The organism is Pandoraea sp. SD6-2, from assembly GCF_000389825.1.
Lineage (GTDB): Bacteria > Pseudomonadota > Gammaproteobacteria > Burkholderiales > Burkholderiaceae > Pandoraea > Pandoraea communis.
Genome location: NZ_KB944439.1, coordinates 212455 through 227679 on the forward strand (window position 1 = coordinate 212455; position 15225 = coordinate 227679).

Sequence of the window (15225 nt, forward strand, 5' to 3'; positions counted from 1 at the left end):
GATGGACGCGATTACTCTTCAGAACCGCATCTACGCGGGCTACGCGCAGGCGGCGAAGCGGCTCGGGCTGAGCTACGTGAAGTTCCGTCCGGCCAGCGCGGCGAATCCACTTGCCACGCAGACCGGTAGCCTGCTCGCGGCGTTCAATGCCGAGGATATGAGCTACGGGAAGCCGAATCGCTACGGTGATCCGGTCTGGTACGGCCTGTTCGACGGGCGGAAGACGCAGGCCGGTGACTATCTCGTCGGGCCGGGCGGCACATTCTTCATCGCAAGCCAGCAGTTACACCTGCCGATTCAATGCGTCGAGTGCAACGTCACCGTACGCGCGACCCGCGTCGCACCGGCCACCGGCGTTGGGGCCGTCGGTTACGGCGGCCCATGCGGCGAGCCCGGCGCGGGCGGCGACGACTATCTGATCGGCGACGCGACGGGCGCAGGCTGGCCGGCGTCGATCCTGTTGTTCGGGCAGCGCGAGAAGTCCATCAGTGGCCTGCCGTCCTCTTCGCAGCAGATCGGCTGGCGGATATTGCTGCCGAGGTCGGTGCCGGCGTCGGTCGTCTTCCAAGCATCTGACACTCTCTCCTGCAACCTTGGTCGGCGGTACGTCGTTCAGGGCGCGGAACTGACCGATATGGGCTGGCGCCTGACCACCACGGAACTGCACGCGTAATGGCCGACCTTTCAGACGTCAGCAACCTGATCGTGGCTCAGGTTGCCGCTTACCTGTACCCGAACGGCACGGCGAACCCGATCTCGCCCATCGTTGGGTGCGCCGTCAAGGTGTTTCCAGGCTGGCCGCAGCCCGAAGCGATGCGCGAAGACTTCGCCAGCAACATCGGGTACGTATCGGTCTACCCGTTGCCGACTGAGACAGTGCTTCGCTCCACGGTTCGCGAGTGGGAATTGCAATCGATCGCGGCCCCGACCGTGACGGTCACCGTGAGCGACGCCACCGTAACGCTCGGCGGCGCTGTGGCTGCGCCCCAGAACGTCGCGGCGATCGTTGACGGCAAGCCGTACGTCTACGGTGTACAGGCGACTGACTCGCTCGCAGGAATCGCAACGGCACTGGCCACCGCAATCAGTGCGGATCGCCCGGCGACATCGGCTGGCCCCGCTTTCACCGTTCCCGGGGCGCACTCGCTCGAGGCTCGCGTAGGTACAACCGGCAGGATCATTCGAGAACTGCGGCGGCAGCGCAAAGGCTTTCAGATCACGGCTTGGGGCAACTGCTTTGATGTCCGGGATCGGCTGGGCATGGCAATCGACCAGGCGATAGGCCCGCTCGTGCGGGCGACGCTGCCGGATGGCTCGATGGCGATCTTTCATTACCAGAGCAGCCGCCAGGACGACGCGCAGCAGAAGCAGCAGATCTACCGCCGGGACGTGATCTACGGCGTCGACTATTCCACCACCCAGATCGACAACGCTTTCGGCGTTGTTGCGCCGCAGGCTTTCATCACCGGCGGTGTTGATGCGCTGGACATTCACATTTCGTGAGGCACTCATGAATCTCGTTGTTTTGCACGCCTTTGGCAGCTACCAGAAGGGTGACCAGATCACCGATGCCGACAAGGTCGCGGCCATTCTCGAATCGGAACAGGCAGCCTATGTGGTGAAGGTCGCCACGCCGGACGATTCGGGCGGCACCAAGCCGAAATCCGGCAAGTAAGTCGCTCAACAAACAGCATTTGCAGACCGCCTCCGGGCGGTTTTTTCGTTTCCGGAGGCACAAATGCCGGTTTCTCAAGAAGGCGCGCTGAATACCACCGCGCTGATCGTCCCGGACGTCTACGTCCAGATCCTCTCGCCGCGCAACACGCTCATCAACGGCCTGCCGACCAACATCCTCGGTATCGTAGGCACTGCTCAGTGGGGCCCGGTGAACTCGCCCACGATCGTTGGCGACATGGCGGGTTACGCCCAGAACTTCGGTGCCGTGATGCCCCGAAAGTACGACATGGGCACGCAGGTGGCCGTGGCCGCGCTTCAGGGGGCCAACAACTTCCGATGTGTGCGAGTCACGGACGGCACCGACGTCGCGGCCAGCGCGGTAATAGGAGCGTCGCCGACGAACATCACGTTCACGGCGAAGTACACCGGGACGTTGGGCAATAGCCTAGTCGTGACACTGGGCACCGGCTCGGCCGCGAACTCATGGCGTGCCGTCGTAGCAATGCCCGGACAGGTTCCCGAGGTGTTTGACAACATCACTGGCACCGGTGCGGCGTTGTGGGCCAACATCGCGGCGGCCCTCAATCTGGGGCAGTCGGGCCTGCGCGGGCCGTCCCAGTTCATCGTCGCAACGGCTGGCACCGGAACCACGGCGCCGACAGCAGGCAGCACTACGCTCTCGGGCGGCACGGACGGCGCGACCACCATCACGAGCGCTACCCTTCTTGGCGTCGATACAGTGCCGCGCAAGGGCATGTATGCGCTTCGCAACACGTTCACAAGCGTTGCAATGCTGGCAGATTGCGACGACTCGACGAGTTGGACAACTCAGGTGGCGTTCGGGCTGTCCGAGGGGATTTATATGATCGCCGTCGGCCCCGTTGGTGACACGATCACGAACGCGTCGGCTACGAAAGCCAGTGCTGGCATCGACACATACACTCTGAAGCTTCTTTTTGGGGACTGGGTCTACTGGCAAGACACGGTGAACAACGTGATCCGCCTCGTCTCGCCGCAGGGCTTCGTGGCAGGTCGCTTGGCAAATCTGTCGCCCGAGCAATCGAGCCTGAACAAGCCCCTCTACGGCATTGTCGGCACGCAGAAGTCGATGCAGAACCAGTTGTACTCGAGCGCTGAGCTGCAAGCACTCGCTCAAGCTGGCATCGACATCGTCACGAACCCCATCCCGGCGGGCAACTCGTTCGGCGTGCGTATCGGACACAACGCGAGCAGCAACCCGGTCATCAACGGCGACAACTACACGCGGATGACAAACTACCTTGCATACACGCTCAACAGCGCGATGGGTAAGTTCGTCGGGAAGCTTCAGTCGACGCAAAAGAACGATCCTCTTCGTCGTCAGGCGGGATCGACCATAAGTTCGTGGCTCGAAACCATGAAGGGGGATGGTGACAATGTCGGCATGATCGACGACTTCTCCAACCAATGCGACGATCGCAATAACCCTCCGAATCGCGTCGCGCTTGGCTACTTGCAGGATGACTGCAAGGTGCGTTACCTCGGCGTCGTCGAGAAATTCATCATCAACCTGGAAGGTGGCCAGTCGGTCACCGTCACGCGCCAGAGCACGCAGCCGGCGTAACCCTCGCTGAAACATCTTGGCCCGCCGAGCGCGGGCTGTTCTCATTTCGGAGTTCGCCATGCCAGTGAATGGCTTTAACGTCGGCCGCGACGTGTCGGTCGACATCAACACGTCGACCGGCCCATTGAATTTCGGCCTAATCACCAAATTCACCGCCAAGCAGGACATCACCGACAAGAAGGTGAAGGGCCTCGACGGCATCACGCGCCACGTGCGTTTCCCGGACGGCTGGTCAGGAACCTTCGACGTCGAGCGTCAGGGGCCGGAACTCGATAACTTCTTCGCCCAGGCAGAAGACAATTATTACGCCGGTGTGGATGAGCAGGGTGGCACGATCACCGAAACCATCACCGAAGTGTCGGGCGCCGTGTCGCAATTTCGCTTCCTCGGCGTGCTGTTGAAGTACGACGACGCGGGCGACTGGTCGGGTGACGACACGGTTAAGCAGAAGGTCTCATTTGTGGCCTCGCGCCGCGTAAAGGTGTCTTGATATGACGAAGCTCATTGTGAACACGGGGACGCCGAGCGACGAAATTGTGAAGGCGGCGATGGCTGAACACTCCGTGCAGGACGCCACCGGTCGCACGCTACTACTGCGCAAGCCGGGCATTCTGGCGCAGTACCGCCTCATTGAGGCGCTGGGCGACTCGGCCAAGAACGAGGCCTATATGGGCATGGTCATGCCGTTGCTGTTCGTCGGCGCGATCAACGGCGATGCCGTGCCACCCCTGCGCACCAAGTCCGAGGTGGAGGCGCTTATCCAACGCTTGGACGACGCTGGCGTCGAGGCGGTCATGCTCGGGGTTCAGGCCCACTTCGCTCGCCAAGATCCGGAGGCGGACCGGGACGCGCTAAAAAAATAGTCAGGGCCACGCCGATCCGCGAGGCGCTTTGGCTCGTGAAGAATGGCGTGCCCTTTGATGTTGCATTCAGCGTCAACGACGCCACGCGTGCGGGCTGGGCCATCATCTTCAGCGAGATGGAAGGGCACGTATTCAACTTCCGGACGATGGAGTTCGAAAAGGCGGGGGCGAGATGAAGGAATTCGGTGATCTGGCATCGTTTGCAGCACATCTTGGGACGATGGCGGCGGCAACCGACCGTAGTCTGCACCACGGGTTGAAGAAGGTCGCGGTCGTCATCGAGAAGCGGGCGGAAACGAAGTTCGGGCATTACCAGACGAGCGTCGGGCCGTTCTCGGCGTGGGCGCCGCTTGCTGAGGCGACGAAAGCGGACCGAGTCGCCAGCGGGTTCACGCCGGACGACCCACTGCTTCGTACTGGCAGCCTGCGAGACTCGATCGGGCACCAGGTTTCCCATCTGGAAGCGATCATTGGTTCACCCGATGACCGGATGGTTTGGCAGGAACTGGGGACTGACAAGATTCCGCCCCGCCCCGTGCTCGGGCCTGCGGCGGTCGAATCGAAGAAGGAAATCGAAAGAATCGTCGCGGGGGCTGCGGTCAGCGGCCTGCTGGGCGGCGATGTAATGGCGGGTGCGTTGGCGAAGACCTACGAGGGCTGACTGCCGAAGCTCGCGAGCACGAAGAACCCCACGATCAGCACTACGGGTGCCCACAGCCACCACATCAGGATCACGAAGACGAGCCACTTCAGCAGCGGCCCGGCCCACGAGCCTGATACCCGCTCGACCTTTGTTCGGCGGATCCTCGGGTACTGGACGAAGCTGAATCGTTCGGCCGCCCATTCATGCATCCGATAGAGAAACTTTCCCATGTTTGAAGCCTATTCGATTGGCATCCGCGTGCGGCTGGTCAACCTGGCAACGCAGGGGCTGGCGTTGCTCGGCAAGGACATCCTCAAGACGCATGGTCAAGCGGTCCAACTCGAGAAGCAACTCAACGCCCTGAAGCTTGCAGGCGCGGGCTTTGCGGCGCTGAAGATCGGCGACGGCATGCTGGGCTCGCTTGGAAAAACTCTTGAGGTGTCCAAGGAGTATACGCGACAGCTTTCGCTTATGGGAGCGTCAGGGATGTCGCAAAAGGACATCGCCGAAGCGACCGGCGCCGCGTGGAAGACCTCGAAGGACGTCCTCACAAGCAGCGCAGCGGAAAACCTTGCAGCCATTCGCGAGCTGCGCTCGGTCTTTGGCACCGAACACATGCCCGAGGCCTACGGCATCCTGCCGACGGTGCAGCGCACGCGCGCGGTCATGGAAGCGCTGAGCGGCAAGCCACAAGAGCACGTGGCATTCGATATGGTGAAGGCCATCGAGCTGCGCAACACCGGCGCGATGAGCATGGAAACCATGCAGCGCAACGCCGACATGATGGCTCGGACGATGATGGCGTTCGGTGGCACGTTGAACGTGCACGACTATCACATGGCCCTCAAGACGGCGAAGACATCCGGCATGCGGCTGGACGACGATTTTGTCTACAAGTACCTGCCGACCCTGATGCAAGAGGTGAAGACGGGGAGTGGTGGTGCGCAGTCAGCCGGCACCATCCTTGAGACCATGCGGCGGGCGGTTGCCGGCGGCCGCATCCCGGAAAAGATGATCGGCAACTGGCTGGACGCAGGCCTGATCAACGCGAACGGGGTCGGGCGGGGTGGTTCGGGAAATCGTCACATCAAGCCCGGCGCTGTGATGGGGACAGAATTGTTCCTGTCGAACCCGTTCGAGTGGGCAAACACAATTGCCCGCCCGGCAATCGAAAAATTGATGAAAACGCGGAATGTCGGCTTCGACACCGCGACTGCCATGCTCTTCGGCGATCGCAACGCCGAATTCGGAGTTTCGACTCTCATTAAGAAGGCTGCCCAGTTTGAGCGCGACCGGAAGCTTGTCGAGTCCGAAGGCAACAGCATCGACACGTATCAGAAGCTGCTGAAGACGAATCCGCAGCTCGCATCGGACGCGATGCACAAGCAGTGGGAAAACGTGCAGGCACGCCTTGGCTATGAGGTACTTCCGCGCCTGATTCCGTACATGATCAAGTTCGCCGACTCACTCGACGGCATCTCGCAATGGATGCAGCGCAACGGCGGCGCGACCAAGGCCATCGCTTTCGGCTTCGTCGGCTTGGCGGTTGGCCTCTCGGTGCTCGGGCGAGTACTCATGACGGCCGGCATCATCAAGTTTCTCGGACTCGGCCCGGTGATTGGCCGGTTCTTCGGCGTGATCGGCACCGGCCTTCTCTGGCTGGGCAGGGCGGTGCTCTTCATTGGGCGCGCGCTGTTACTTAACCCCGTCGGGCTGGTGATCACGGCGATTGCGGCGGCGGCGTACCTGCTCTGGCGAAATTGGGATGAGGTGGGGCCAAAGCTGACGGCCGCGTGGGAAACCGTAAAAGCGGCTCTCGGTGCGGTGGCCGATTGGATCGTCTCCAAATGGAAATGGGTGAAATCGCTGCTGCCGTTCGGAGACGACGACAAGGAAACGACTTCGCCGGCATCGCCAGGTGTACCCAGTGCGCCGACGGCAGTGCCGGCTCGGTACGAGAGCCGTTACGTCGCGACGCGAGATCAGGGGGAGCGCCCGTTGCAAGCGAAGCTGTTCCTGACCGAGAGCGGTCGCCGAGAGATCGCGTCTAGCACATCGGCCATCCAAGCTCGGGAGGTATCTCGTCCGCTCGGATCCGGCATGTATGACGTTGGCCTCGGCCTTCCGCCTGTTGGCATGAACTACGCAAAATGACCCCTGACACCGTTCTCACGCTCGGCGACTTCTCGTTCACGCGCACCGAAGTTCCCGAGCAGATTCCGTTTGGCGGGCAGCAGGCGCTTGTCGTGCACAAAATGGTTGGCGGCGTGCGTCATGTGCAGGCGATGGGGGACGACCCTATGCCGCTGGCGTGGTCGGGACTGCTTTTCGGCTCGACAGCACTTGAGCGCGCGCTGTACCTGAAGACGCTGAAGGAGTCAGGGCAGGAACTTGAGCTGATCTGGTCCGAGCTGTACTACCTCATCGTCATTCGCGAGTTCGTCGCGGACTTCGAGCGCCAGTATCAACTGCCGTACCGCATCAGTTGCGAGGTCGTCGAGGATCTGACGCGCGCGGTACGCGACGTGCCTGACGCAGGCATCGACGACCTGGTGAACGATGACATGCTGACGATCAACGGACTTAGTGACCTGATCGGTGACGGGCCACTCTCGTCTCTCGTCGGCGGTTTGAATTCGGCGATCAGCGCCGTTTCGAGCACTGCGAAGGCAGCTCAGAGCACGATCAACGGCGTGTTGCAGCCGCTCAACGCGGTGCGCTCGCGGGTACAGACGCTGATCGCCTCGGCGAACAACACGCTGCTGAATGTCACCACGCTGGGGGGCATCCTGCCGAATAACCCAGTGTCGCAGAACATCATGCGTATGACGCGCCAAGTGACCGCCGCCACTCAGTTGCCGGTGCTTGTGCAGCTCAATACGGTGGCGGGGCGGCTCGGAAAGAATCTCGGCACCGTCAACGCCGGGACGAAAAGCGTGGCGCTCGGCGGCGGCAATCTCTACCGGGTGGCGGCCAACGAGTATGGCGATGCGATGGGGTGGACGACAATCGCGGCGGCGAACGGCATCACAGACCCGACGCTCATGGGCGTGAACTCGGTAAAGATCCCGCCGTATAACGTTCCTACGGGGGGCGTATTCAATGCGTAGCCTCAACCCGGTGCCATTGGGACCGATGGCGACGTGGCCGCGCGGTGCTGTGAAGCTGAATGACACGCTGATTTCAGGCTGGGTGAGTTGGGAAGCCGAATCGAACAGCTTCTACTCGGCGGACACGTTCCGTGTGACGTTCGTAGCCGACAAGTTGCCGCCCGACCGCGACAAGCGTTGGTTTTCCGAGCAGGAAGACATGTTCGTCGAGTTGTTCGGCGGATATGTGGAAGATCCTGAGCGATGCAGCCTCACGGATCTGACCAGTGAACTGTACGGTCGCGTTGACGATATCGATTTCGACATAGTTGCTGGCACATTCGAACTGGTGGGGCGCGACCTGACGTCCGCCTTCATCGACGCAAAAACGACCGAGAAGTGGCCGAATCTGACCGCATCGGCAATCGCCACCCAGTTGGCCGAGCGCCATGGCCTGACGCCGGTGGTTACGCCCACCACGGCCAAGGTCGGGAAGTACTACGAGATCGACCACGTCAACATGTCGGACCAGCGCAGCGAGTGGGACGTCCTAACCTACCTCGCGCATCTCGAGGGATTCGTCGTGTACGTGTCCGGTCGCGAGCTGCACTTCGAACCCAAGACGGACCCGAACGCGACGCCTTACGTCATCCAGTGGGTGCCACCCGACGAGTCGAGGGGGTATCCGACATCCAACGTGATCGACATGAAGTTCACGCGTTCGCTGACCGTCTCGCGCGGCATTCAGGTCGTTGTGCGCACGTGGAATGCCAAACAGAAAAAAGGGCTCACGGTGTCGTACCCCAATAAGGCGAAGACAACGCAGGCGGGCAAAGCGAAGCCGTTTGGCGGCGCGCAAATCTACAGCTACACCATCCCCGGCCTCACGCAGGAACAAGCGCTGCAGCGGGCTCAGACGATCTACGCCGAACTCGTCGCGCACGAGATGAAGCTAACGGTGCCCCGTATGCCGGCCGATTCAGCCCTCGACATCAAGGTGATAGTCGAGGTGGCTGGGACCGGGACCGCGTGGGATCAGCGCTACATCCCCGACAGCATCGTGCGCCGCATGAGCATGTCCGACGGCTATGCCATGTCACTGAACGCGAAGAACCATGCACCCGACTCGACGGTGACGCTATGAATCCGCACGCGCTTGCGAATGCCATGCGTGGCCTGGCTCAGTTGAACGCGGGGACGCGGTCTGAGTCGCGCGACGGAACGATCAGCAGTTATGACCCCAACGCGCACGCGGTAAAGGTGCTGTTGCAGCCGGAAGAGACGGAAACCGGCTGGATCCAGCTTGCGGCGGCGGCCGTTGGCGCCGGGTGGGGTGTTGTCTTCGCCCCTTCCATCGGCGACGCCGTCCAGGTGGATTTCATCCTCGGGAACGCCGAGACGCCGAAGATCGTTGCGCGATTCTTCAATGACGTCGACAACGCGATTGGCGTGCCGGCCGGCGAGTACTGGATGGTGCACCGGAGCGGAAGTTTCATAAAGCTGGTGTCGAACGGCGATATCGATGTGAACTCGGTCGGAAACTTGAACGCCACGGTGACGGGTAAGACCACGGTACGTGGGACGGGTGACATTTCCCTTGTCAGTGACACGAAGGTCTCTGTCAACGCGCCAATGGTCAGTATCAACGGTGCATAGCCATGCGAATCTGCGCAACCACGCCGATCCCTGATTTCAATGGGCTGTACGAGGCGGCCCGCGCATCGATGACCTTCCCGCCGCAAGGGATCACGGTACCCGCGCTGCCCAGTTTGCGGAACCCGATCTACCCGGGGCTCTCGCGAACCAACGACGAGATCGTGCAACTGGTGCAGGAATTGCAGTCATACCAGATGCTCACGACCTTCAGCAGCTTCTTGAATCCGTTGACTTCGTTTCTGGGGCTGTCACCGGCGTCGATATTGCCGAAGATCCCCGGTACCGCGCTGAACCTTATCGATCTGCTGGCGATGTCACCGGGGGCGATCTATGACGGCGTCGCGGCTGCGCTGGCCGAGTACGGAAGTGGCATCTTCCCCTTCGTGAAGACACCGATCTTTCAGGGACTGTCGATTCCGTCGATCGAGATCGTCACCACGGTGAAGATGGCCATCAAAGGCTACATGAACACGTTGTTGGGCACGGTGTCCGGCCTGATCGATCAGGTGACCGGAAAGCTGAAGCTTCCGGGCATGCCTGCGCTTCCCACGCTGCCGTCGTTCGAGGCCATCTCAGCGCAGATCATGGGCGCGTTTCCGGGGTTCCCTGACCTTTCTGCGCTGATCAGGTCGGGAAGTGTGTCGCTGAATGCGCTTCTGGCATCAGTGGGCGCTCTCGTCCCGGCCTTCCCGGCGTTGCCCGCGCTACCCGAGCCGCTCATCCCCAACCTGAGCAGCTTCGAACACGAGTTCAACGAGGGGCTCAACGTCCTCTACTCGTCGCTCGTTGCCTACCCGATGACGCTGATCATGAATTTCGTGACCAGCACGCTTTCGATGCTGGGATTCAGCTTTCCGGCGATGTGCATCACATTCTGAGGGACCCATGCCGGACTTGAACCATATCTGGGGCTCGGACCTGGCGGTCTCGGCTTCCGGTGACTTGCTGATGGTGGGGGGCGCCGATCAAACACAGCAACGTATCCTGCGGCGCCTGATGACCAACCCGCGCGGGCCTGCGGTGGGCGGCGTGCCGCCTGAGCCGGGCGACTACATCTTCCATCTGGACTACGGTGCCGGCCTGCCGCGAGAGGTCGGGCGCACCATCGATATCGGCCGGATCCGCGCCAAGATCAGGGGGCAGATCCTGCGTGAGGCGACGGTGGCCCGTCAGCCGGCCCCTGTCATCACCGTCCAGGCCATCCCGCAGGGTGTCAGCGTATCGATCCGCTATACCGACAATCAGACCGGCCAGCCAGCCACACTCAGCTTCAACGTGAATCAATGACCATTTCCACGAAAGACTTCGTGACGCTGGTGCGCGAGCAGGTGACCGCGATTCAGGGGGGCGCGACCGCGCTCGTTGATCTGACGATCGGCTCGACGCTGCGTGCCGTTGTCGAAGCGACGGCCTCGGTGGCACTTTGGCTGCAATCGCTCATCTTGCAGTTGCTCGTCATCACCCGGGCCTCAACTTCGAGTGGGCCAGACCTCGACTCGTGGATGGCCGATTTTGGTCTGACGAGAATCCCGGCGGTCGCCGCGAGCGGCCTCGTGACGTTCTCACGTTTCACGCCGACCCAGGGCACTACCGTCGCAGTTGGGGCGCTCGCGCAAACGCGCGACGGCACGCAGACGTTCGCTGTGACGCTGGATGCGACGAACAGTGCCTACGATCCGACGCAGAACGCATACGTCCTGGCACCGGGTACCTCGTCGGTCACGGTGCCTGTGCTCGCGCAGACACCGGGAACAGGCGGCAACATAGTCGCGGGAGCGGTGAATACCATCGTGCAGGCAATGCCGGGCATCGACACGGTTAGCAACTCGGTTGCTTTCATCAACGGTGCGGACGCGGAAACCGACCCTGCTTTGCGTACGCGCTTCATCGCCTACATCAACAGTCTGTCGAAGGCGACGAAGGCGGCCGTGCTGTATGCGGTGCTGTCCTTGCAGCAGAACGTGAGCGCGTCGATCACCGAGAACTACCAGCGAAGCGGTCTGTGGCAGCCGGGCTTCTTCTACGTGATCGTCGACGACGGCACTGGAAACCCGTCTGACACGCTGGTTGCTTCCGCGGCGAATGCGATCGAGAGTGTTCGACCGCTGAGCGTGACATACGGGGTGTTCAAGCCCAATACGCTGACCGCCAATGTGGCAATGATCGTCGCTACTGCCGTTGGGTACGATCACGCGGCCACCGCCGCGCTTGTGACCACGGCGATCCAAAACTACATCAACGGATTGGGGCTTGGCGTGTCGCTGAGCTACACGCGTTTAGCGCAAACCGCGTACGCAGCGTCTGATGGCGTGACGAACGTCACCGGGGTGACACTGAACGGTGGAACGTCCGACTTGGTCGCGAGCCCGCAGCAGACGATCAAGTCGGGCACGGTGCAGGTGACCTGATGACTGGTGATCAACAAGATATGTTTCAGCGCCTTCGCGCGCTGCTGCCGACGACCTGGTTTCCCGGTGTTGCGCTCATTCTCGATGCGCTGCTGAACGGCGTCGCGTACGCGATGAGCTTCGCGCATTCGCTTTGGGCCTACGCCAAGTTGCAGACGCGCATCGTGACAGCGACCGACGGCTGGCTCGACATGATCGCGTGGGACTTCTTCGGGACGTCGCTGCTTCGCGCGCCGGGACAATCTGACGATTCGTTCCGCATCCGGATTGTCATCAACCTGTTGCGAGGGAAGGGCACTCGGCCGGCGATGGTGCAGGTGCTCAAGGATGTCACCGGGCAGGTGCCGGTCATCTTCGAGCCAAACCGGCCGATGGATATCGGCGCGCTTAATTCGCCCACATCGGCAGGCTATTGCGGCGTCGCGCGCATGGGCTCGATGGCAGTTCCCTACACGGCCATGATCACGGCGTTTCGACCGGTGGCCGCCGGTGGCAGTGCTGGTGCCGCGTACTGCAGGGCGCCGAGCCGCTCGGCATTGAATACGCCGCTCGCTTCCTCGTACACGAACTCGTCTAGCTATACGCGCGCTTCGGCAACCGATGCCGACATTTACGCCGCCGTCGATGCGGTAAAGCCCGTTGGGACTGTCATGTGGGTCGCAATCCGCTAAGACCGACACACCTTCATTTACCAGGGCCGCCATGTGCGGCCCTTCTTCATTTCGGGGGCCATCCTTGAATCGTCTCATCACCCAAATCGGCCAGTCCATCTACGAGTGGTTTTTCACCAAACCCGCGCAGGACAACATGGTGGCGTTGGGTAAGCTCTCCGCAGCCGTACTGGGCACTGCACCGATCGCGAACGGGCTCGCGTGCACGCCAACGTCGCCAGCCACGCTGCAGGTGACAATCGGTGCGGGCGAATTGTATGCGCTGGCACCGCTTGAGGCGTCGGTTTATGGCACGTTGCCGGCCGACACCACGCACCTGGTGGTCAAACAGGGGATTTCGCTTGATCCGGTGTTGGTGTCATGTGCGCCACCACCGACGGGGGGGCAGGCGATTAACTACCTGGTTCAGGTCCAGTATCAGGATCTGGATGTGAGTCTCGACCCGACGACCGGCAACCCCACGCCGGTCGTGCTGCAGTTCTACAACTCGTCGAACCCCTCGCAGCCATGGCAAGGCCCTAACAACAGTGGGCAGACGAGCAACACGATTCGGAAGGGAATTGTGGCGGTTCAGACGAAGGCGGGTATCGCTGCGCCGACTGGATCGCAGGTGACGCCGGCGCCGGATGGCGGGTGGACAGGGTTGTGGGTTGTCACTGTCGCGAACGGCCAGACGACGATCACGGCGGGAAACATCACGCAGTACAGTGGTGCGCCAATCTTGTCCGAGACGCTCACTCAGAAGATCAGCCAAGCTACGGGGGACGCGCGCTACGCGGCGCTTGCAGGATCCACCGCGCAATTGTTTTCCGTGGCCCCAGCTACCCAGCCGCAGCACGCGGCGCAACTTGGGCAGATCGCGGCAGTGCAGGGCGTTTTTAAGAATCTGAAGGTCGCAGCGCTCGGCGTCAACAACAGTTCGGCTGTGGTGACGGTAGATGAGCTTGTGCTCGAAAATGGCAGCAATCTTTATGCGTCGGTGCGTGGCGTGAACGTCACGATCAACGCTGCTGGCGCGGTGGGGCAACCTAACAGTCTGAGCACGGGAGCGCTCGCGGCGAGCACCTGGTACTACGTCTGGGTTTGGTACAACGGGACGACCGTTTGCGGCACGTTGGACCCGAGCGCCACGGCGCCGACGGCGCCTTCGGGCTACACGGCGGCCTATCGCGCCCGTGTCGGAGCTGTTCGCACCGATTCCAGTGGAAATAAGTACTTGCTGCAGACGCTGCAGTACGGACGAAAAGCGCAGTACGTCGTCAACGCTACCGCCGGTTCGAACGTGGTGAATTTGCCCGCACTCGCGAGTGCAGTCGTGGGAAATCCGGATGCCCCCACCTATTCAGCCATCGCCACTGGGGCTTTCGTGCCATCTACCGCAAGTGAAATCGATTTGGTGATGAAAGCCGGATCGGCTAGCGGTCATTCGATTTGCGCGCCTAATAGCTCTTACTCAAACGCGACTTCGACAATTGGGACGCCTCCGATGGTGATTTGTATTTCTGCGTATGGCCCCGCGCCGATTGTTACGCGGGCTTTGATTACGTTGGAAAGTACGAATATCTATTACGCGAGCAATGATTCGTCGTATGGGGTTCTTCTGTGCTGTGGATGGGTCGACAATATTTAAAGGGAAACAACAATGGGCTACGCGATTAACCAATCGAATGGGTTCCGTGCCGTCGACGCTGCCTCCGACTGCAATTCTGGCGAAACCTATTATGCCGAACTGCCAAGTCCTTGGCCTCCGGCGCCGACACTTAGCGAAGCGCGGAAGTCGCAAAGCGCAGTGATCGATTCGGCCTACGCGGCGGCGGCACAGATGGACGTCTCTTACACGACCACCGCTGGCGCGACCAAAACGTATCAGGCCGACTGCAGCGGATCGACCGGCTTGGACAGCCAGAGCGTGCTGCTGAAGGCCGTCACCGGTTATGGGGTTGTCGGCGCGGTCCCGAGCGGCTTCACATGGAAGTCTGCAGACAACACGCTGGTCTCGTTCACGCTCGACGACCTGAAAGGGCTGTACGCCGCAATGCTCGCTCAAGGAAGCGCGGCGTTCACGAAGCGCGCCGCGCTGAAGGAAGAAATCGCGGCCGCCACGACGATCGAAGCCGTTCAGGCCATCACCTGGGGCTGATGCCCCAACTCTGAGATTCCAAGATGCCACGAATCGATGCTGCCACAGCCGGCGGCAGGAACGCGCTCGCCTTTCTGGACATGCTTCCGGTGAGCGAGCTGGGTCGGCTGGCGATGGCTAACTCCGATGACGGCTACAACGTCATTGTCGGGGGCAGCCAGGCCAAACCGACGCTATTCACCAACTACCAGGATCATCCGCGCACCAAGGTGACGCTTCTCGACAAGAACGGGAGGCCCAAGATCGACCCGAGGACGGGAAAGCCGCTGCTGTCGACTGCGGCGGGGCGGTACCAGATCCTGTCATGGATCTACGACGGGTATCGCCTGCAATTGCGCCTTCCCGACTTCTCGCCGCGAAGCCAGGACTTGATTGCGCTTCGTCTCATCCGCGAGTGCGGTGCGATGCCGGACATCGCTGCCGGGCGCATCTCGGCCGCGATCACGAAGTGCGCAAGCCGATGGGCGAGCCTGCC

20 protein-coding genes are annotated in these 15225 nt (G+C 61.6%); 19 read left to right on the forward strand and 1 reads right to left on the reverse strand.

Features of this window, described 5'->3' with window-relative positions:
* Position 1 precedes the first annotated feature (1 nt).
* The 8 genes from C266_RS12150 (at position 2) to C266_RS12175 (ending at position 4804) form a co-directional block, all read left to right on the forward strand.
* Positions 2-673, forward strand: a complete 672-nt coding sequence (locus tag C266_RS12150; protein ID WP_010806556.1) for a hypothetical protein — start codon at positions 2-4, stop codon at positions 671-673.
* Complete coding sequence (locus C266_RS12155) at positions 673-1503, forward strand: hypothetical protein (RefSeq protein WP_010806557.1); 831 nt, start codon at positions 673-675, stop codon at positions 1501-1503. Before C266_RS12150 ends, C266_RS12155 begins: the two co-directional genes overlap by 1 nt.
* A gap of 7 nt (positions 1504-1510) precedes the next feature.
* Complete coding sequence (locus C266_RS27740; RefSeq protein ID WP_168162906.1) at positions 1511-1675, forward strand: hypothetical protein; 165 nt, start codon at positions 1511-1513, stop codon at positions 1673-1675.
* A 63-nt stretch (positions 1676-1738) separates the two neighbouring features.
* Complete coding sequence (locus C266_RS12160; protein ID WP_010806558.1) at positions 1739-3280, forward strand: hypothetical protein; 1542 nt, start codon at positions 1739-1741, stop codon at positions 3278-3280.
* 16 nt (positions 3281-3296) lie between these two features.
* The gene (locus tag C266_RS12165) at positions 3297-3770 is read left to right on the forward strand and encodes a hypothetical protein (RefSeq protein WP_246831177.1); all 474 of its coding nucleotides are present in this window, start codon (positions 3297-3299) and stop codon (positions 3768-3770) included.
* Between the two features lies 1 nt (position 3771).
* Positions 3772-4143: a hypothetical protein gene (locus C266_RS12170; RefSeq protein ID WP_010806560.1), complete on the forward strand. Its 372-nt coding sequence runs from the start codon at positions 3772-3774 to the stop codon at positions 4141-4143.
* 47 nt (positions 4144-4190) lie between these two features.
* Complete coding sequence (locus C266_RS28265; protein ID WP_256380703.1) at positions 4191-4319, forward strand: hypothetical protein; 129 nt, start codon at positions 4191-4193, stop codon at positions 4317-4319.
* Positions 4316-4804, forward strand: a complete 489-nt coding sequence (locus tag C266_RS12175) for a bacteriophage-like protein (protein WP_010806561.1) — start codon at positions 4316-4318, stop codon at positions 4802-4804. The genes C266_RS28265 and C266_RS12175 overlap by 4 nt, the downstream gene beginning before the upstream one ends.
* On the opposite strand, the gene C266_RS12180 is transcribed toward C266_RS12175, so the two are convergent.
* On the reverse strand, positions 4792-5016 hold the full coding sequence (locus C266_RS12180) for a hypothetical protein (protein WP_010806562.1): 225 nt from the start codon (positions 5014-5016) through the stop codon (positions 4792-4794). The two genes, C266_RS12175 and C266_RS12180, sit on opposite strands and share 13 nt — an antisense overlap.
* Here C266_RS12180 and C266_RS12185 point away from each other — a divergent pair.
* From C266_RS12185 to C266_RS12235, 11 genes are all read left to right on the forward strand, one after another.
* Positions 5015-6940, forward strand: a complete 1926-nt coding sequence (locus C266_RS12185) for a hypothetical protein (RefSeq protein WP_010806563.1) — start codon at positions 5015-5017, stop codon at positions 6938-6940. The genes C266_RS12180 and C266_RS12185 overlap by 2 nt on opposite strands.
* Positions 6937-7896 (forward strand): hypothetical protein, encoded by a 960-nt coding sequence (locus C266_RS12190; RefSeq protein WP_010806564.1) that lies wholly within the window; start codon positions 6937-6939, stop codon positions 7894-7896. The genes C266_RS12185 and C266_RS12190 overlap by 4 nt, the downstream gene beginning before the upstream one ends.
* A complete protein-coding gene (locus C266_RS12195) occupies positions 7889-9019 on the forward strand; it encodes a hypothetical protein (RefSeq protein ID WP_010806565.1) in 1131 nt (376 codons plus the stop codon). Before C266_RS12190 ends, C266_RS12195 begins: the two co-directional genes overlap by 8 nt.
* Complete coding sequence (locus C266_RS12200; protein ID WP_010806566.1) at positions 9016-9531, forward strand: phage baseplate assembly protein V; 516 nt, start codon at positions 9016-9018, stop codon at positions 9529-9531. Before C266_RS12195 ends, C266_RS12200 begins: the two co-directional genes overlap by 4 nt.
* Before the next feature lie 2 nt (positions 9532-9533).
* Positions 9534-10409, forward strand: a complete 876-nt coding sequence (locus tag C266_RS12205; protein ID WP_010806567.1) for a hypothetical protein — start codon at positions 9534-9536, stop codon at positions 10407-10409.
* Between the two features lie 7 nt (positions 10410-10416).
* Positions 10417-10818, forward strand: a complete 402-nt coding sequence (locus C266_RS12210) for a hypothetical protein (protein ID WP_010806568.1) — start codon at positions 10417-10419, stop codon at positions 10816-10818.
* Complete coding sequence (locus C266_RS12215) at positions 10815-11939, forward strand: baseplate J/gp47 family protein (RefSeq protein ID WP_010806569.1); 1125 nt, start codon at positions 10815-10817, stop codon at positions 11937-11939. Before C266_RS12210 ends, C266_RS12215 begins: the two co-directional genes overlap by 4 nt.
* Positions 11939-12610, forward strand: a complete 672-nt coding sequence (locus tag C266_RS12220) for a hypothetical protein (protein ID WP_010806570.1) — start codon at positions 11939-11941, stop codon at positions 12608-12610. Before C266_RS12215 ends, C266_RS12220 begins: the two co-directional genes overlap by 1 nt.
* Entirely contained in the window at positions 12579-14240 is a 1662-nt protein-coding gene (locus C266_RS26180; protein ID WP_144265804.1) for a hypothetical protein, read from the forward strand. Before C266_RS12220 ends, C266_RS26180 begins: the two co-directional genes overlap by 32 nt.
* Before the next feature lie 12 nt (positions 14241-14252).
* Positions 14253-14750 carry a DUF4376 domain-containing protein gene (locus C266_RS12230; protein ID WP_010806572.1) on the forward strand — a complete coding sequence of 166 codons (498 nt, stop codon included), beginning with the start codon at positions 14253-14255 and terminating at the stop codon, positions 14748-14750.
* A gap of 23 nt (positions 14751-14773) precedes the next feature.
* Positions 14774-15225, forward strand: a 452-nt coding sequence (locus C266_RS12235) for a glycoside hydrolase family 104 protein (protein ID WP_010806573.1), incomplete at its 3' end; no start/stop codon positions are given.